This window comes from Photobacterium marinum, from assembly GCF_000331515.1.
Classification (GTDB): Bacteria; Pseudomonadota; Gammaproteobacteria; order Enterobacterales; family Vibrionaceae; genus Photobacterium; species Photobacterium marinum.
In genome coordinates this window covers 1-19,336 of sequence record NZ_AMZO01000035.1, presented here as the reverse complement: position 1 = coordinate 19,336, position 19,336 = coordinate 1, and the positions used below count along the sequence as shown (strand labels likewise).

Annotated in this window: 18 protein-coding genes and 1 riboswitch; of the genes, 13 read left to right on the top strand and 5 right to left on the bottom strand. The window is 43.7% G+C overall.

The genetic code is table 11. The annotated features are described in order from the left end of the window. Window positions 1–10: 10 nt before the first annotated feature. Entirely contained in the window at window positions 11–316 is a 306-nt protein-coding gene (locus C942_RS20400) for a high-potential iron-sulfur protein (protein ID WP_007469812.1), read from the bottom strand. Between the two features lie 431 nt (window positions 317–747). Between C942_RS20400 and C942_RS20395 the strand changes: the two genes are divergently transcribed. Together C942_RS20395 and C942_RS20390 are read left to right on the top strand one after the other, a co-directional pair. Beyond that, window positions 748–1,404, top strand: a complete 657-nt coding sequence (locus C942_RS20395; RefSeq protein ID WP_007469811.1) for an HAD family hydrolase — start codon at window positions 748–750, stop codon at window positions 1,402–1,404. A gap of 127 nt (window positions 1,405–1,531) precedes the next feature. Next, window positions 1,532–1,945, top strand: a complete 414-nt coding sequence (locus tag C942_RS20390; protein WP_007469809.1) for an ester cyclase — start codon at window positions 1,532–1,534, stop codon at window positions 1,943–1,945. Window positions 1,946–2,038: 93 nt separating this feature from the next. Here C942_RS20390 and C942_RS20385 read toward each other — a convergent pair whose 3' ends face one another. Beyond that, entirely contained in the window at window positions 2,039–3,415 is a 1,377-nt protein-coding gene (locus tag C942_RS20385) for an alanine/glycine:cation symporter family protein (RefSeq protein ID WP_007469806.1), read from the bottom strand. A gap of 88 nt (window positions 3,416–3,503) precedes the next feature. Further along, window positions 3,504–3,615, bottom strand: a riboswitch (glycine riboswitch). Window positions 3,616–4,417: 802 nt separating this feature from the next. Between C942_RS20385 and C942_RS20380 the strand changes: the two genes are divergently transcribed. Together C942_RS20380 and C942_RS20375 are read left to right on the top strand one after the other, a co-directional pair. After that, window positions 4,418–5,125: a helix-turn-helix transcriptional regulator gene (locus C942_RS20380; RefSeq protein ID WP_007469805.1), complete on the top strand. Its 708-nt coding sequence runs from the start codon at window positions 4,418–4,420 to the stop codon at window positions 5,123–5,125. A 229-nt stretch (window positions 5,126–5,354) separates the two neighbouring features. Beyond that, complete coding sequence (locus tag C942_RS20375) at window positions 5,355–6,491, top strand: J domain-containing protein (protein WP_007469803.1); 1,137 nt, start codon at window positions 5,355–5,357, stop codon at window positions 6,489–6,491. Between the two features lie 102 nt (window positions 6,492–6,593). Here C942_RS20375 and ptcA read toward each other — a convergent pair whose 3' ends face one another. The 3 genes from ptcA to arcC form a co-directional block, all read right to left on the bottom strand. Further along, window positions 6,594–7,640: a putrescine carbamoyltransferase gene (ptcA, locus tag C942_RS20370; RefSeq protein WP_007469801.1), complete on the bottom strand. Its 1,047-nt coding sequence runs from the start codon at window positions 7,638–7,640 to the stop codon at window positions 6,594–6,596. Between the two features lie 372 nt (window positions 7,641–8,012). Next, window positions 8,013–8,636: a TetR/AcrR family transcriptional regulator gene (locus C942_RS20365; protein ID WP_007469800.1), complete on the bottom strand. Its 624-nt coding sequence runs from the start codon at window positions 8,634–8,636 to the stop codon at window positions 8,013–8,015. 44 nt (window positions 8,637–8,680) lie between these two features. Further along, window positions 8,681–9,598, bottom strand: a complete 918-nt coding sequence (gene arcC, locus C942_RS20360; protein ID WP_007469798.1) for a carbamate kinase — start codon at window positions 9,596–9,598, stop codon at window positions 8,681–8,683. Window positions 9,599–9,872: 274 nt separating this feature from the next. On the opposite strand from arcC, the gene C942_RS20355 reads away from it, so the two are divergent. The 9 genes from C942_RS20355 (at window position 9,873) to C942_RS20315 (ending at window position 19,200) form a co-directional block, all read left to right on the top strand. After that, window positions 9,873–11,288: an APC family permease gene (locus C942_RS20355; protein ID WP_007469796.1), complete on the top strand. Its 1,416-nt coding sequence runs from the start codon at window positions 9,873–9,875 to the stop codon at window positions 11,286–11,288. 30 nt (window positions 11,289–11,318) lie between these two features. Further along, entirely contained in the window at window positions 11,319–12,410 is a 1,092-nt protein-coding gene (gene aguA / locus C942_RS20350) for an agmatine deiminase (protein ID WP_036801325.1), read from the top strand. A gap of 189 nt (window positions 12,411–12,599) precedes the next feature. Continuing rightward, window positions 12,600–13,397, top strand: a complete 798-nt coding sequence (locus C942_RS20345; protein WP_007469793.1) for a transporter substrate-binding domain-containing protein — start codon at window positions 12,600–12,602, stop codon at window positions 13,395–13,397. A gap of 183 nt (window positions 13,398–13,580) precedes the next feature. After that, window positions 13,581–14,180, top strand: coding sequence for a beta-phosphoglucomutase family hydrolase (locus tag C942_RS20340; protein ID WP_007469791.1), 600 nt, complete (start codon window positions 13,581–13,583; stop codon window positions 14,178–14,180). Between the two features lie 92 nt (window positions 14,181–14,272). After that, window positions 14,273–14,770 (top strand): hypothetical protein, encoded by a 498-nt coding sequence (locus tag C942_RS20335; RefSeq protein ID WP_232428204.1) that lies wholly within the window; start codon window positions 14,273–14,275, stop codon window positions 14,768–14,770. Between the two features lie 87 nt (window positions 14,771–14,857). Then, window positions 14,858–15,187, top strand: coding sequence for a hypothetical protein (locus C942_RS20330; protein WP_007469785.1), 330 nt, complete (start codon window positions 14,858–14,860; stop codon window positions 15,185–15,187). 210 nt (window positions 15,188–15,397) lie between these two features. Then, complete coding sequence (locus tag C942_RS20325) at window positions 15,398–16,015, top strand: class I SAM-dependent methyltransferase (protein ID WP_007469783.1); 618 nt, start codon at window positions 15,398–15,400, stop codon at window positions 16,013–16,015. 3 nt (window positions 16,016–16,018) lie between these two features. Further along, window positions 16,019–17,146, top strand: a complete 1,128-nt coding sequence (locus C942_RS20320) for an HNH endonuclease (protein ID WP_007469782.1) — start codon at window positions 16,019–16,021, stop codon at window positions 17,144–17,146. 473 nt (window positions 17,147–17,619) lie between these two features. Then, complete coding sequence (locus C942_RS20315; RefSeq protein ID WP_007469780.1) at window positions 17,620–19,200, top strand: BCCT family transporter; 1,581 nt, start codon at window positions 17,620–17,622, stop codon at window positions 19,198–19,200. Window positions 19,201–19,336: the final 136 nt, after the last annotated feature.

Sequence of the window (19,336 nt, the reverse complement as noted above, 5' to 3'; positions counted from 1 at the left end):
CAGCTGTGCTTTAAGGTTTTTTAGCCCAAGCTGAACACCAGCCTTCTGCCGCTACCACCTTACCTGGGAAGATTGCGCAAGGACGCCATTCGTCACCTTCATTCCCCTGAAGCAGGGCGCAGTTTGAGCATTTTTTATCACTATGTGGTGAGGCATGCACATATTTCAGCGCAGCAGCCTGAGGATCATCTTCTGCCAGCTGAGGTAGGTCTGCGGCATGAGCTGGTTTTAACAGGTCTCTGCCTCCCATCGTCATCCCAATTACACCGGCCAGGCTGAGCTTTAAGAATCTTCTGCGACTTGGTTGATTTTTCATTGCTACATCCTTTTCGAAACGACATTGCTTTGTAATTTAACGGCGAGTTCAGCGGATCCGATCAAGCCATTGTTGTTTGAATTGTTATTTATGCTGGCTGGCAGCTGACCCTAAGGTAACTGCCTGAACCATAAGAGCAATACAAGTGTGGTATGCAATTGACATCCTTGCCAGTCAGATTTGTCACGTCATTGCAAAAGTGTGGTCGCTATGGTGTTGAAGTTTAAAGGAATTAGTGTAATGGATTACAGATTATTGCTGCCTGATTAATAAATCATCTCTGGTTGGTCGAATTTTAAGTCATTGACAACAAAAGGTTTGAAGTGGAGCAAAAAACGACACATTGAACAGGTAACTGACTTGCCGCAGACGTTAAGCAAGCACATGATATGCCCGCATTACCAATCACGAAAAAAACAAAGGTAGTAAAAATGAAATTGTTATTAATTGACATTGATGGTGCGTTAGTCGACTGCGACCGGCTTGATACTGAATGCTATAGCCGGGCCATTGAAGATGTTGTAGGCGTAAAGGTTGATACCGATTGGAGCCAGTATCGTAATGTCACAGAATCCGGTGTGCTGGATGAGATCATTGCTAAGCATGAAGTGCAGGGCAGTCGCTCTCAGATCCACCGTAAGGTTGAGTTGCGTTATCTGGAGCGAATGCGTGAGTTTCTGGCTGAAAATCCTGCGGAATTGAGTTTGATTCAAGGGGCAAAAGAATTTATTGAGCAGATGAAGACGCGAAATGATACCCATCTGGCTATCGCAACTGGTGGCTGGGAGTCTGTTGCTAAACTCAAGCTTCGTACTCTGGGGATTGATTTATCAGGAATCACGTTTGCTTCTTCGTCTGATGCGATGAGCCGCACAGAGATCATGGCACTGGCTGCTTTCCGTGCCAAACAGGATTCCGGCAATACTTTTGTCCGTCGGGTATTTTTCGGTCACGGCGACTGGAATAAATTTGCTTCAAGCGAGCTGGGATATGACTTTGTTGCTGTAGGTGATGATTGCCAGCACCATACCCATATTCCAAACTTCGTTCACTATCAGTCGGCCTTTTCACAACTGGCTATTCATTAGCGAGGTGATAAAGCGGATTTGTGCGCTCAAAGATAGATAGCGTTGTGGACGTCACTGCAAAATGTCATTTTTTTGTCTAGGATTTCATAAGTAAGCGCAAATTGCTGTAGTTGGAGTGAAACCGCGCATGGATAATAAAAATGACTGGGTTACCCATTGGTTTACTGACATTTGGAGAAAGGCAGATGGGCGTTTGTTGGCTGAATATGCCGCAGATCCTTTTAACTTTCATCTGCCGGGGGGAAGGACCCACACTCTGAGCCACAGTGAGTACCTGAATTTTATTTCGATTTGGTGCCAGCGGTTTAAGAATGTCAGATTTTCTGTTAAAGACGTTATCAATGATGGGGAAAAAACCGTTGCGCTATATCAGTGTACGGCTACATACAACGGCGGATGGGCGCGAATTCCGGCAAGAAAGCAAGATGTGCACATGACCGGTATGGTTATGTTCAGAAAGAAAAATGGCATGATTTCAGATTGCTGGCTTGAAGACAGCAGCTTTGATGTTTATCAGCAACTGACAAAGTATTTAGATTAGTCTCGCATTTAAATTGTCAGTGTTTTCTTATCTGTCGCATATAAAAAAAGCGGTATCAACGGATACCGCTTTTTTATGCCTGAATATCTCAGATTACGCTGGTTGTGCGTCTGCAGTTTGCGACAGTTTTAGTTGTTCGAAGAACTGCTTCGATTCAGCCACAATCACTTCACGCAGCATGATCAGACCAATCAGGTTAGGGATTGCCATCAGACCGTTCACGATATCAGCAATAATCCAGATCATGTCCAGCTTCAGGAATGCACCACCGGCAACCAGAATCAGGAAGAAGATTTTGTATGGCAGGATTGCTTTAACACCGAACAGGTACGTAATGCAGCGTTCACCGTAGTAGTTCCAGCCCAGGATTGTTGTGAAGGCAAAGAACATCAGGCCAACAGATACCATTAGTGGACCCCAAAAAGAAGAATCCAGACCACTTGCGAAAGCAAATGTAGTCATTGCCGCACCTGCGTGCTCGCTTTCCCATGCGCCTGTTACTACAAGCGTCAGACCTGTCATGGTACAGATGATAATGGTATCGAAGAAGGTACCAGTCATCGATGTCAGACCCTGACGAACACATGAGTCAGTTTTTGCAGCAGCTGCTGCCATAGGGGCACTACCCAGACCAGATTCGTTCGAGAATACACCGCGAGCAATACCAGACTGGATCGCCAGCATGATACCTGCACCAACAAAACCACCGGTTGCAGCATGGCCGGTAAAGGCAGAAGTGATAACCAGCTGGATAGCTGCTGGCAGGGCATCAGCCTGAGAGTAAAGCACGGTAAAACATGCCGTAATGTACAGACCGGCCATCAGAGGCACAACTTTACTTGCTACATTGGCAATCGACTTGATACCACCCAGAGTTACAGTTGCAACCAGAATTGTCAGAATCACGACTGTGTATTCACGAGGCATTTCAAATGACAGGTATGCGGCATCAACAATTGCATTTGCTTGCGGGAAAGTACCGATACCGAAGCAGGCAACACCCAGAGCAAAGATAGCAAACAGTTTAGCCAACCACTTGCTGCCGACACCTTTTTCAAGGTAGTACATCGGGCCGCCGATCATCTGACCGTTGGCATCAGTTTCACGGTATTTTACTGCAAGCAGACATTCTGCATATTTGGTTGCCATGCCGAACAGAGCGGCAATCCACATCCAAAGTAATGCACCCGGACCACCCAGTTTTATTGCGGTTGCAACACCAACAATGTTACCGGTACCGATGGTTGCCGAAAGGGCAGTACACAGCGCGGCGAAGCTGGAAACATCCCCCGAGCCTTTACCGTTGTTCTTGCTTGAAAAAACATAGCTCAGTGCCAGTGGAAGATGGCGGATCTGAATAAAGCCAAGGCGTACAGTCAGGTACAGACCTGTACCAACAAGTAGAATAAGTAGAGGCGGACCCCAAATAAAGCTGTCAATTGTTTGTAGTAGATTGTGTAGTGAATTCATCATTCTCCCCTTAAACATCAAAGGAAGAGATAAAAAACAACAGAAAAGTTGTATTACAGGATAGACCCGTAGATATAGAGCTGTTGATCTTATCTCCTCTGTCCTTTTGCCTGAGAGTTTCACTTCTGTTGCTGTTTGCATAGCAACAAAAACTTGCTCCTTCGGCGTCCGATTTAACGGATCTCTCCAGAGGCTCCTCCAACAGCAGTCCATACCAGTCTGTCAATTCATTGAACTGACAGAACAGTGCCTGAAAGATTTACACATCATGATCTGTGAGAATCAGAACGGGTGAGGTGCTTACTTCTTCGGCGGGAGAGTACGTTTAACCCAAAGTTTATCCTTGGGAATCATTGATGTACTCAGCCACTCTCCTGCTGTCTTCATCGGAACTCGATTTTCGAGCGACAATACTAATAGATAAAAATGTGATTGTCTGCAAAAAATTTTCATTGTTCTGAGAAATTTTTCAATCTGACAAGGAAAAAGTTCAAAAAGTAGTCTAAGGGGGAGGCTTTACATTCCTAACAATGATTTTGTTTGTTGACTATTTGAGACAGGTTATGTAATCAGTTTTACTTAAAATTACGCATATACCAGCAAAAAAAACTGTAATGTTATTTTTTTATCGTCAGCTATACTATTTTATAGTGAGCTAAATTAGCTATCCAAATAGATTTTTTTGGAATTTGAAATTAGTTTTATATTTCTAATTGGAATGCTCGCTTTGTGGAAATGACTTCTTTTTCGATGTAAATCGTTGAAAGGCTGGATGTAGCAGATTGTGCGGTAATTATTGCTTAAATTTGAAACAAACTAGTCAAACTGGATTTATTTAGGTTTCTGAACGTTAATAATTCATATGTAGTCAGTTTTTTGACGTTACGCTCATAACTATTCTTATAAGACAATAAACAAAATTAGTATTCATCGACAAGGAGTGTTTAATCGCGTCATGCAGTGAACTGCATGCAACCATAACACTATTAGTAAGGTGAATTTGTGATTTGGGTTAGTTGTAGTCATTATGACAAAACGGCAGAAGCCAGAGATAATCTGAAGTTGTCACACAACGTCGTTGATGTTTCGCCTTTTGAGTTACTTTCGACAATGACTGGGCAGGAATTGATTTTCCTTGAGGTTATTGATTCATCATCGGAAGGTTTTGAATTATTACGCTCGGTTAAGGGGCGTTTCCCGTTGGCTAAAGTTGTCGTCGTGTACCATAAACTGGATGCCAATCTGGCATTGAATGTCTTGCGTGCCGGCGGTGAGGATGTGATTTCTGCAATGGCAACTCGCCAGGATTTGGATGAGTGTTTTAGTCGATTGCATACACACCATGTTGAAAGTGAAGCTGATTCGGGTTTTGAGCATCGCGAGTTGTCTATCAGACCAGCGTTAAAAATCATTGATGAAAATATCAGTGCGCCGTTGCGAGAGGAAGATCTGGCTAATGCCTGTCATTATTCTCCGACATATTTTTCGCGACTGTTCCATAGCATCATGGGGGTCACTTTAAAGCAGTACATTATCAAGAAACGACTTGATCTTGCCTGCGGCTTGCTGAGTTCTGACCGCGAGAAAATTTCTCAGGTCGCTAACTCGGCAGGATTTAAGGATGTCTCTTATTTCTCTCGGGTTTTTAAGAAGCATATGGGGTGTTCACCGGGTGAGTTCAGGATGCGTAAGCACAATTTGAATTCCTGAATTGTGATTGAGTCAGCATTTATTTCTGATTCTCTGGTGATTTTATGTTTACAAAGTATAAAGTTACCGGAAATTTGCCGATAATATATGAAATACAGTCAGCGTGCCTGTATTAGCCAATAAATTGATATGCATATAATTTATTGGTTAGTAAGGCATGCTGTTTTATTGCGTTCCTGATGAAGGGGAACGCACAATAATCGTAGTTAACGGTAACTGCAGAAAAAGAATGACCTCCTTTCACGATATTTTAGGCACTGACGACAAAACAGGCAGTGCAGATGTTAAGCGCCGATACAAACTGCTTTCAAGCCGCCTTCACCCGGATAAAGGCGGTTCTAAGGCGTTAATGCAGATGATTGTCCAAGCTTACGAAAAAGTAAGCGCAGGAAAAGGGCATGATGAAGCCGTTCGTACCATTCAACTCAAAGATCCCTCTGCTGAAAGTAACAATGCGAAGCTCAAGCATCTTGAGCGAGAATTTGTGGCATTGAAGAAGCTGAATGAACAGCTTAATCAGCAACTTAAAGAAGAGCAGGAAAAGAATCGAAGCAGCAATGAAGAAAGCGAGCGTTATACCAATGCCGTTGAAGATGAGCTGAAGTGGTTGAGACGTGAAAATCGCAGGCTGAATAGTCAGCTTGAAGAGGCACGCCGAAAAGTCAGTGAAAATACCCGAGCCATTGTGCCATCTTCCGGCTCTGCGTCCTCATTGGGGGCATCTGTCTCAATGGATGACCTTGCACCAAAAGTTCAAAACCAGCTAAAGGCGTTGGGTGGTTTTAATATCCGCCGTTACGGGTTGGTATTGATGATGCCGGCCATTATTGCCGGTTTGCTCTTTACGCTTGGTAAAGAGCCCTGGTTAGCTTTGCTGGCGATGTTTGAAGAGCCAAAGGAAAAGCCTGAGGCTGTGGTGACGATACTCGATACCAATCCGGTAGATGCCACCGCATCAGCCGCATTATCGGAGAAGCAGGTATTGAATGTGGCTCCGGTCAAGCCTAAACCTAAGCCACGCATTAAACTTGAGAGTCTTTCCGGTTTGTGGCAACTGCGTTTCTTTGAGAATAACAGAATGCCCTATATCAGCGTCAGGAGTGAGAAGGGCTCGTATGTGGTTAAAAGCTGTAATACTGGATTTCAGTATTACCGGAACTCGAACTTGAGATCCGGACGTTTGTCGGCAAACCTGATTTTTGACCGGCAGGATCGCCACTTTATGATCTACAACATTCCATATGGAAATGGTTCCTTTGCGGCGAACTGGTCGGAAAGCAAAAGCTTGTTGATAAACAAAGAGTATTTCCCTAACGAAGGATTCGCAGAGGCGTATTACCAGTTACAGCAGGCTTGTCCTTACTGAGTTTTATAATCAAGCTCAGTACGGTTTATAAACTTAAGCTCAAGTAAAAAAGGCACATATTGTGCCTTTTTCTGTTTCTGGTGATTGTATTGCTGATTGAGCTTATAAGGTCGCCAGGAAGTTCTCAATTTTTGCTTTGTGCTCAGCGACAGTTGCATCACTTGGTAGCTTGTTATGTTTGTGAGTCAGGTATACTAAGAGTGCCATTTGCGCTGTCAGGCGGTTTTCTGCTTCGTCAAAGATAATTGAATTTGGTGACTCCATGACTTCACGGGTACATTCGCGCTGATCGTTTGCTGGCAGGCAGTGCATGAACATTGCGTTAGGGCCAGCTTTGTCCATCATTTCCTGAGTCACAACATACTCTGGGATGAAGGTAGACAGGCGGATTTCTTTCTCGTCTTCCTGACCGAACCAGTAGAAGCTGTCAGCAACAATAATGTCACAGCCTGCCACTTCATCAGTATTGTCGGTAATCACCAGTTTGCCGCCGGATGTTTCGCAGTTTTCAAGAGCGATATCAACCCATTTCTGAGGTGCTTTGAAACGGTCTGGACAGATGTGCTTGAATGTCATGCCGAATTTTGTGCAGGCGAACATGAGTGAAGAAGCAACGTTGGTGGCATCGCCGACAAAGGCAACCGTCAGATCTTCCAGAGCCTTACCGTCAGGCAGGTGTTCAATCATGGTGAACAGGTCGGCCATTATTTGAGTCGGGTGCAGCCAGTCACAAAGACCGTTGATAACAGGTACGCTTGCTTGTTCTGCCAGGCCGGCAACTGTGGTGTGCTCGTCGACACGAGCCATGATGACATCAACCATACGCGACATTACGCGTGCAGTATCTTCAAGAGACTCTTTGCTACCAAGATGGATGTCTTTTGGTGAAAGGAACAGGGCATGACCGCCAAGCAGGGTTGCTGCTGTTTCGAATGAGATACGGGTACGGGTTGATGGTTGTTCAAAAATCATTGCGACAGATTTGCCTTTAAACAGCTGCGGAATAGCATTATCGCGGCGAGCCTGTTTAAGCATTGCCATCAGGTCAAGAATGTCAGTTAGTTCTTTTTTGGTGAAATCCTGAGTTTTTAAGAAATGACGCAGACCTTTTTTATTTAGGTTAGTAGCGCTTGAAGATGGCAGTTTCATAATTCATTCCTTCTTGTTTCTGGTAATAAGTTGATTCGGTTAATGAGTGCTTTATTTATCACTCTTGTTTGGATGTGTTTATTATTGAAGTGATGAGTTATTTATTCTCAAATCAGAATCACTAATCGATCTAAGTGTTGCCGGGGGATAATACGGATTGATTTTTATCACAGAATTAACTTTTGTGGTGTTTATAAATTCGATATTTGATTTTAATCCTCTGACAGTGTCATTCGATTTTGGTGTTTATAGAAGACAAGGTGATGAGAGAGGAAGTAATAAATTATTTTGTTGTTGGTTTTAATGGAATTATACATACAAAAAGCCCTGGTAACCGGAGTTGCCAGGGAATAGATACAATAGAGAAACAGATTAATGAGTAGCGTTAATTAATGGTTGGCGAGGAAGTATTTTAGGTAAATAAACACTGAGATATGCTTCAGTTACGGTAATGGCTTCTCTTGCCATCTCCGGAGGGATGGAGCCATTTTCCCGATAATTCATTGAATATACTTTATCCGCAACTTGCAGGGCGATTGCAAAAATATTCACATCTTTAGGCAGCTCCGGCAGGACAAAATGTCGACGGTAAATTACTTCAACATATTCTGCCAGCACCAGATCATTCTGTGCATCAGCATGGCGGATAGAAGCATAAGTATGCTGGCCGAGCAAAATGCGTTGTACCAGCGGGTTGTTGTTGTAATAGGTTACAAATCCTTGCTCAATCATCCGGTTAATATCAGACCAGTGATTGATCTTCTCCGGTACGATGGCATTTTGCAGCACTGATTTGAAGTCTTCAAAGATGTCTTCCATCAATCGATACATCAGTGCTTCGATGTTCGGATAGTGGTGGTAGACGGTTGAGGCTGCGATGGCAGCCTCTTTGGCAACATCATAGATGGAAATGCTATTGACGTCCCGCTGGGAAACCAGGTTTGTTGCGGCAGTGTGGATTCGCTCAAGACGTTGTTTAGTAGATTCTTTTTTCATGTTTTTTCCTGGTCGCCAGCAGTTTTTGTTCCTTTACTAACACTTTACTCGATACTGATGTGAGTACCAGAGTTGTGTGACATAATTTCAGCTGTTTTATGTAGAGATCCGATATGACTTGTACCGTTTGTGGCTTTGGCGAATGTACAGCAGGCATCCACTTTCGGCGCCATAGAGCCGGCCGCAAACTGATACTGGGTGATTTCATCTACGCTGACATCATGTAACGGCTTTTCATTGGGAGTTCCCCAGTCAACACAAACATAGTCACCGTCAGTAAGGATGAGGAAGTGTTCTGCGCCCAGTTGAGTTGCCAGAACCGCCGCAGATAAGTCTTTGTCTATGACAGCTTCAACGCCCTGACAGCCATTTTCTCCATCAACAACAGGGCATCCGCCGCCACCGCAGCAAATTACCATATGATCCTGTTCCAGCAGGGTTTTGATGCTGTTAATTTCCAGAATAGCCTGAGGCTGAGGTGATGGTACAACCCGGCGCCAGTATTCACCGTCTGGCTTGATAGACCAGTTGTATTTATCGGCCATCAGCTCTGCTGTAGCTTTGTCGTAAACCGGGCCGATGAACTTATTCGGGTCATTGAAAGCCGGATCATTGCTGTCAACAGCAACCTGAGTGAGTATGGTGCTGATTTCAGTATTTGGCAGTGAGCGACGAAGGGATTGCGTCATCATGTAACCGATCATGCCCTGGGTTTCGGCACCGAGAATATCAAGTGGGTAGGGCGGAGTATCGGTATAAGCCAGGTTTTGCAAAGCCAGCAGCCCGACCTGCGGACCATTACCGTGGACAATCACTACACGGTAGTCCTGATTCAGTTTTGCCAGGGCATCTGCTGCAATGGCAATGTTCTTAGCCTGATTGCCGTGGCTCATGGTTTCGCCTCGCTGTAACAGGGCGTTTCCGCCGACAGCGACGACCAAAATCGGTTTGTCGTTTTTCATCTGATTATTCCTGTCACGTTATGGATTTTGCCTCTCGGCTTGCATAAAACTTATCGTCTGCAGGCATAACTCAGACTTGATCAGAATCAACTTTCTCAACCTTTGAATAATTAACCCCATTTTTTGAATCGATCGTCACGGCCTGGCAATGATTTCTGTTCGAATTATCGATAAGTGATTCTCATAACGACAGCCACTTAATTGCTTTGCTTAGATATTAAGTATCGAAACGTTGAACAAAAGCACCCGAAATAAAATTAAATGGAGAGTTGTTATGGAAACTCAAAACTCAACGGGAAAAATGGGGGTAGGCAGCCTAGCCTTATTTAGCCTCTGTGCCGTTATTGTTGTTGATACATTAACAGCATCGGCTTCAATTGGTGTAAGTGCAATTGGCTGGTGGCTGGTGACATTAATTGTGTTTGTTATTCCTTACGGATTAATAACATCTGAATTAAGTACAACCTATCCCGGTGAAGGCGGTATTTATGACTGGGTTAAACAAGCTTTTGGTTATAAATGGGCGGTAAGAACAACATGGTTCTATTGGATTAATGTCGGACTATGGATGCCTGCAGTTTATATTATGTTTGCGGGTATGTTTTCCGAGTTGTTCTTCCCTGATTTGTCTTTATTCTGGCAAATCGCTATTTGTATTGGCTTAACCTGGTTAACTATCTGGATTTGTAATGTATCTGTAGATGTCGGTGTCTGGGTTATTAATATCGGTGCAGTGCTGAAAATAACCGTGATTGCCGTATTGGGCTTCGGTGGCTTCATCTACGCGGCTAAGCATGGTGTGGCGAATGAATTTACATTGTCTGCAATGATGCCAAGCCTGGATACTGGTGTTGCTTTCCTGCCTGCACTGGTCTTCAACCTGATGGGGTTTGAGCTGGTCGGTACTATGACCAAGGAAATGAAAGATGTCCGCGACATGCCGAAATCGGTATTCCTTGCTGCCGGTATCACCGCGTTCCTGTATGTCTTCGGTACAGTGGGCATTCTGATGGCACTGCCGGTAGAAGATATCGGCTTGGTTGCCGGTATTGTTGATACCTTGCGCAAGCTGTTTGGTGATGGCGCATTCGGTCAGTTCATGGTGTATGCCATCGGTGTAATGGCTCTTCTGACCTTCATCGGCAACATGGTGACCTGGACAATGGGTGCCAGCCGTGCAGCAGCGGAAGCTGCCGGTGAGGGAGAGCTGCCGGAAATGGTGGCTAAAGTATCCGAGAAATACCAAACCCCGGTTGGTGCTAACAACATCACAGGTATGCTTTCAACCGTTGTTATTCTTGCTTATGCCTTGTTTGCTCAGTCCAGTGATGAGCTGTTCTGGTCGGTATTCGCATTCTCAAGCTGCATTTTCCTGCTGCCATATCTGTTTATGTTCCCTTCATACCTGAAGTTGCGTATCAGCGATCCTAAAACGCCTCGTCCTTTCCGGGTTCCTGGCAGCATGGGTGTGCAATGGGTACTGAGCATTATCTGCTTCTTCGTTATTGCCCAGGCTGTTGTGCTGTTCATCTTCCCTGACTTACTGACACTCAGCATTAACTGGACTTATAGCGCACCTGTCTTTATCGGAGTGATTCTTACCGTTGCAATGGGTGAATACCTTCTGAAACAGGCTATTGCCAGAAAAGAAAAAGCAGAGCAGGCCGCATTACAACATCAAAACGCGTAGCAGTATCACGTAAAAAATTAGGTGGACAAAATGACTAAACAATTAACTACTACACCGAAACAAGACGGATTTCGTATGCCGGGCGAACATGAACCTCAGGCCAGTGTTTGGATGGCGTGGCCTGAGCGAACTGATAACTGGCGTTTTGGTGGCAAACCTGCGCAGGTGACTTTTGCTAAAGTGGCTGAAGCTATTGCAGAAACAACGCCTGTCACTATGGTGGTCAGTGCAGCCCAGTTTGAAAATGCTCGTAACATGTTACCCAATCATATTCAGCTGCTGGAAATGAGTACCGATGACTCCTGGATGCGTGATATTGGTCCTTCATACGTTGTTAATGACAACGGTGAAAGGCGTGGTGTCGACTGGCACTTTAACGCCTGGGGCGGATTGATAGATGGTCTTTATTTCCCGTGGGATAAAGATGATGCTGTTGCCCGTAAAGTGTGTGAAGTTCTGGGAGATAACAGCTACCGTGCGCCAATCGTACTGGAAGGCGGCTCTATTCATGTTGATGGTGAAGGTACGCTCTATACAACTGAAGAGTGCTTGCTTCATCCAAGCCGTAACCCTGATCTTTCCCGTGAGCAATTAGAGCAAGTACTGGGTGACTACCTGTCTGTTGAGAAAGTTGTTTGGATCCCGCAAGGACTTTATAACGATGAAACCAATGGGCATGTCGATAACCTGATCCATGTTGTCCGCCCTGGTGAAGTGGTGCTGACTTGGTGCGATGATGAGCAGGATCCTCAGTATGATATTTCCCGTAGGGCATTGGATGTATTGCAGACGCAGAAAGATGCGAAAGGACGTACGATAAAAGTGCACAAAATGCCTATGCCTGGTCCATTGTATATTTCTGAAGATGAAGCATTTGGTGTTGATGCATCTGATGGTATGGAGCGCGAAGCGGGCGAGCGACTTGCCGGTTCTTATGCCAACTACCTGATTTCGAATCAGCATATTATCTATCCATTGCTCGATCCGGCTCATGATGATGAAGTAGCGACTTTGCTGTCAGCATTGTATCCGGGCTATAAGGTGACCGGTGTCGATGCGAGAGAAATTTTGCTTGGCGGCGGTAACATTCACTGTATTACCCAACAAATTCCAAGGGTATAAGCTCTGGTGAATACTAGCCTCCCTTTAAATAAGGGAGGCTTTGTTTTTTCTCTCTGTATGTTTATTTGTTCGAAAATGTATATTTGCCTGAACAATGGTCACTTTTCTGCGAATTGAAAAACAGCGATATTGCTATCTTTATCCTACTTGCTTGCAGTTTCTGGTTTTCAGTGAGAGGTAGGTATGAGGATGTTGCACGTCGTACAAAGTGTAATGCTGGTGGTAATTCTTCTATTGCCGAGTTTCTCAGGTTCCGCTTATGCCGCATCCAGTCGACTGAAAGAAATCCTTGATCGTGGGGTGCTCAGAGTCGGCACAACTGGGGACTGGAATCCGATGACTATCCGGGATCCGGCTACAAACTTTTATAAAGGATTTGATATCGATATAACCACTGAGTTAGCAAAAGATCTCGGTGTGACGGTGGAGTATGTCGCTACCGACTGGAAATCACTGGTTAAAGGTGTGGTTACCAATAAATATGACATGACTGGCAGTGCTTCACTGAATATGAGTCGGGCCAAAATAGCCGGTTACAGCCAGCCTTATTTCAATCTTGCTTTTGTTCCATTGATTCAGAAGCTGAATTTTAAACGCTACCGTAAATGGAGTGATTTCAATTCATCGTCGGTTGTCATTTCTTCAACAAAAGGCACTTTGCAGGAAAGCCTGGTAAAAGAGTTCTTTCCTAAGGCAAGACATGTCGTAGTTCAGTCTCCTGTTCGTGACTACCAGCAGTTACTTGCCAATAAAGCAACTGCAATCGTGACTTCAAATATCGAAGCGGCAAAGCTGACCAATAGATTTCCGCAATTAACCGTGGCACGGGTAGAAGGGATGCGTCGTCCGACTCCAATAGCAATGTTATTGCCAAGAGATGATCAGGTCTGGATTAATTACATCAACAGCTGGATAGAGCTGAAAAAAGCCCAGGGTTTCTTTGACCGTATTGCCGAAAAATGGGGATTGGTGAGGCTGGATATATAACTAAGTGATTGTTTAATAGCAATGTGAACGATTACATAGGTGCAGACCTCGTTTTTCTGCAATATGTGATTGTTTTACTTGATAAATGTTCATAATGCATCGTATGGTTGAAACAGTGAAATATTACTGAAACGGAGTGTTGGTAGGGTTTTCGCTATCAGGAAAGTATAAATCAGGAGCATTATGGATTTATCAGCATATAAAGGATTAATTTTTGATATGGATGGTACATTGATTGACTCAATGCCAGCCCATATACAAGCCTGGAGACAGACTTGTGAAATGTATGAAATTCCGTTTGATGAAGAATGGATCTACAGCCTCGGTGGGATGCCTTCGATCAAAACGGCACAGCAGATCAATCATCGATATCGCCAGAACTTTGATACTCAACGACTGGCTAATACCAAGTATCACTTCTTCGATCAAATCGAGTTTAAAGGTGATGTGATCAGAAGTACTTACGATTTGTTGCAGGAGCACAGAGAGAGCAAAAAGGTCGCAGTAGGAACGGGTAGTGCGAGCCTGAATGCGGTTCCGTTGCTTGAGTCAACCGGTATATTAGCTATGCTGGATGCATTGGTAACGGCCGATAATGTTGAACGTCATAAACCTTTTCCGGATACGTTTATTGAAGCAGCCAGACGAATTGGCCTGCAACCGGAAGAGTGTGTGGTGTTTGAAGATACTGAACTTGGCAAACAGGCCGCTTTGGCTGCCGGTATGGACTGTATCATGGTTGTTGATGGTGCCATCACGTCGTTGACGAAAGCGGCTCGGTAATAAACAGACTGGTCTTTAATCTTTAAATTAGATTACACGTGTTTCAAGAAAGGGTATTCTTCAGCTAAATGAAAGAATACCCTGTAGACACAATGAAAAAAGCAACTTCAGAACACACAATCTCAGATTCAACCCACTCGCGTAAGCCCTCATCATCTTCTGGTTCAACAGAACAGTTCTCTATTTCAGAAACCCGTTTTTGGATCCAACGTCTTAGCAAAACGGCCATCAGAGCATTACATATCTTAGGTATTGCAGGTTCTGCTGGTGGCATTTTGTATGGGGTTGAGCGGGAGCTCTGGCTTCATTGGTGGGTGCTGGCGATGACAACCGGTGTGATCATGATGAGCCTGGAAATCATCCAGTCGAAATTATGGTTGATTCAGTTGAAGGGGATACTGACCTTTGTGAAGCTGGCGTTGATTGGCTCTTTTGTGCTTATTCCGCAGCATAAGCCTGCTTTGTTCATTATTGTATTACTGATGTCAGTGATTATTGCTCATGGGCCGGCGGGTCTTCGACACTACTCAATATGGCATCGTCGTCGTATAGATGAGAAGCGGGGCAAGAAAAAACACATCCAAGGATAAAATTGCTGTTTTTATATGCACATTTCTGCTTAGAATGATCAGCTGCTACTACACTGCTAGTAAACGGTTTTTTACATGAGGTGTGTTTTGAAACGGATTTTTAGTGTAATTATTTTGTCGATGCTTCTCGGTGCCTGTTCCAAATCGGTTGATCAGCGAGCAGATGAATACGTTGATGTCAGCTTTACTCTTTGTGGTGCCAAGGTGAAAGCTTTCTCTCAAGGGGATGACGGTAAAATTCGCGTTGTATGCGATAACGAAAGTTACTTCCTGGTCAAGAATGAAGAAACTCTAGCTTACATGCATGAACTAAATGGCGCATATTGCCATGGCAAGGGTTTCCGCACCTTCAATGAGCGAAGCAGTTACTACACATTCACTTGTATGGATGATAAAAACTTCAATATTCCGAAGTAAAAATAGAAGTGCCACAAAACTGAATATCGAGAGGCTGTATGCCTCTCGATAATTGAAGATGTTGCTGAAATCCCTTTTTTACTGAAGTGAACACAATCTAATTCAATTAGAGTTCTGCCAATGAAGGTTCACATTTCACTATCTAATTGATGAAAGTAGAGATTATCAAGCGTAAACTGTCAGTAGTTGCATAGCTTGAGTGTGTCTGCTGTGAATCCAAATATTCCTTTCTATCAAAAAAATGCTCAGCGTCTTGCTGAAGATTATCTCAATGTCTCCTTTGAAGATGTTCATGCAGGTTGGCAAATTTACTGGCCGAAACTATGTGAGGAAAAGCCGTCTTATCGGGTGTTGGATATAGGTGCCGGTTGCGGACGCGATTCCAAATGGTTCGCTCAGAGTGGTTGTACCGTTGTGGCTGTCGAGCCGGCTGAATCATTCAGAAAAATAGGTATTGAGTTAACCCGTTCACTTAATGTCTGTTGGCTTGATGACACGCTTCCTGATTTAGAAACGGTAAGTCGTGATGATGCTGGTTATGACCTGATCCTTGTTTCAGCGGTGTGGATGCATTTGCCATCTTCACTACGTGGGCTGGCATTTCGCAGACTGACGGGTTTGCTGGCTGATGATGGCAAGCTGGTGATTACACTGCGGCATGGCACCTTTAGCGACGGCAGGGTTCATCATGGTGTTTCTGCTGATGAGCTGAATGAGTTAGCTAAAGGTTATGGATTGAATGTCTGCCTGAAAACTGAATTGACCTCAGATTCAATGGGGCGGAATGATGTTCAATGGCAGACTGTAGTAATAGGCAAACAGGAATGATGTATGTCTCTTGAGTGGTATGTAGACAAATTCCAAAACTTGAATACCAACAGTCAGAACGGGCGTAAAAGCCCTCATAAGGTTTGTATGTTGCTGGCAGTTATGGATTTGATTCAGGCCGGACGTATTCATCAAAACAAGATATTGTTTGATTCAACATTAAAGGAACGCTTTAGTCACTTTTTCGGGCAAATGAGTCTGGGTAATGATCGAAATACACCCGAAAATCCGTTTTATCACTTAAAAAGTGAAGGGTTTTGGCACCTTGTTTATCATGATGGTGTAGACCCGGACACCGTCAAACGCTATTCAGCAAAGAACGTCTCTCATGCTTTTTTGGATGATGAGCTGTTTGATTATATCAATAGCTCAATCACGGTTAATGTACTTAAAGAGGCGTTGACCAATAATTTGTCTGATTTAGCAAGCTTGTTCCAGCAGTGGTTGTTAGATATCGGCAAATCAGAGAAAACAGCCAAGAATTATTTGCAGGCTATACGTGGTTCAATTTCAAATTGGATGTATGAAAATCAGCTCGTTGATCAGCCTTTAGTTGAAGTTAAGTCATTTAGTCAGTTTCACCGGTTAGTTGAAAAAATAAAACAAGTCGATGAGTTTAAAATTCGCGACTCTCGTGGAAAAGGTATGTACAGTGCCGCTTTGAATGCTTATCAGCGTTTTCTTGCTGATTTGTCCCAGATCGATCTTCGGGCTGACGTACAGCAAATATTGCAAGATACTCAGTTGAATGAGACTGAAAAATCGATCCTGGTCAGCACCCGAATGGGGCAGGGAACATTCAGAAAACAGTTGGTTGATATGTGGCGAGGTTGCGCTATAACCGGTTATAAGAATACCCAATTGCTGGTGGCCTCACACATTAAGCCCTGGCGAGATGCTGATAACCATGAGCGGTTAGATAAATTCAATGGATTACTTCTGTTGGCAAATCTCGATAAAGCGTTTGATCTCGGTTTTATTTCATTTAATGATGCTGGAAAAGTCATGATCTCTGGTCAACTTGAAGCACCTGAAGTGCTCGGTTTACAAGAGGAGATGGCTTTTCATGTTCGACAAGAACATAAAAAATACCTGGCTCATCATCGGGCAGAGTTATTCAAGGGATTTTGAATATGGCTCCCCGATGAACTCTATGAATTTTAATTTAACGTATTGATTTAATTATAATATCAAGTCGCTTTTTGCATCTGGCGGCTTTCTCCTTAAATAAAACATTTAGCACTGTTCTTATCGAATTTCATTTTTAGTTTACGCTAATCAATTGTGCTCATATCGCACGGCCATTTTTGCAATCAGAGCAACTTATATTTTGCATGTTTTTTGCTGGTATATAAGCCACTTTTACACCAGGAATTCCAGTAACGGGAAAACGTTTAGAGTGCATAACATTAGGGTTGTAATTTCACAGTTATCGGAGTACTTAAATGCTGTATTTGCGATTAGATTTGAATGAAAATGCAGTTCCTGTTAACATTTTTCGTGATTTATTATTTAGAACTCTAATTATATCTGTGTTTGTAGGTTAATCCGCTTTTAGTTTTTTCATAAAAAAGCGATAAGGAATGGGCATTTGAGTATTATTTATGGATAGCATTTTAAAAAAATACAGTATCGAAACAACCGACTATCAGGTTGGTCAGGACAACATTCAAAAGTGGGGTTTTGACATTCATAACCCCGTATTTGGCATTAGCGCAGGGCTTATTTTTCTCTTCATTTCGGCATTGCTGATTGTTGAACCTGGCACCGCCAAAGCGGCACTAAATAGCTTAAAGAACGGTATCATTGAAGATTTTGATGTCTTCTTCATGTGGGCAACTAACTTTTTCCTTTTTTTCACTCTGGCCTTGATGTTGTCACCTTTTGGTAAAATCCGCATTGGCGGAAAAGAAGCTAAACCAGAGCACTCTACAGTTTCATGGATGGCAATGCTGTTTGCTGCCGGCATGGGGATAGGTCTACTATTTTGGGGAGTAGCAGAGCCAACGGCTTATTTTACTGACTGGTGGGGAACGCCGTTTAACGTAGAGCCGAACACGCCAGAAGCTAAATCACTCGCAATGGGTGCGACGATATTCCACTGGGGAGTTCATGGTTGGTCAATCTATGCGATTGTGGCGCTTGCATTGGCTTTTTTTGCTTTTAACAAGGGACTGCCGCTCTCTATTCGTTCCGTTTTCTACCCGGTTTTTGGTGATCGTGCCTGGGGTTGGCTTGGTCATGTAATTGATATTATGGCTGTATTGGCCACCTTGTTTGGTTTGGCTACATCCCTTGGTTTGGGGGCGCAGCAGGCTACAAGTGGTATTAATCATGTGTTTGGTACCGATGGTGGTATTGGTATGCAGCTCGTGGTTATTGCATTTGTTACTTTGATTGCCATTTTTTCTGTGGTGCGCGGTATTGATGGTGGTGTGAAGTTACTGAGCAACGTCAATATGCTGTTTGCTTTCGCCTTACTTCTATTTGTAACTTATGTCAGCTTTGATGTTGCAAAGCTTTCACTGCCTGAAACATTCATGGCTTATGCGGAAAATATTATTGGTCTAAGCAACCCTCATGGTCGTGAAGATACAACATGGATGCATGGTTGGACGGTATTCTATTGGGCATGGTGGATTTCATGGTCACCATTTGTAGGTATGTTTATTGCCCGTGTATCTAAAGGTCGTACCGTACGCGAATTTTTGTTTGCCGTTGTGTTTATTCCAACGCTGATGACCATTGTCTGGATGTCTGTATTCGGAGGAATTGCGATCGATCAGGTGATAAATAAAGTAGGAGAATTGGGAACTCAAGGCTTAACTGATATCTCACTTACCTTGTTTCATGTTTATGATGCTCTGCCATTCGGTTCTGCCATTTCAATTATTTCAATTGTTTTGATATTGATCTTCTTTATCACTTCGTCAGATTCTGGCTCATTGGTTATCGACAGTATCACTGCTGGTGGTAAGGTCGAAGCTCCGGTTCCGCAGCGGATCTTCTGGGCAACAGTCGAAGGGGCAATCGCCGCTACTTTGCTTTGGGTGGGTGGTAAAGAAGCGCTTCAGGCATTGCAATCCGGCGTTGTAGCGACGGCTCTGCCATTTACTTTTGTTTTGTTGTTGATGTGCGTCAGCCTGATCAAAGGATTAAGTACAGAACGTTTTCTATATCGATAGTTGAGAATCGAAAACATTGTCATCGCGTGGATGGGTTAAGTTGAATTAATACAACACGCTGATAGTTTTGAGCAAAAAAGCCCCGCTTGATATAGCGGGGCTTTTTACTTGTTACTGTCCCGTCCTGAGATAAGTT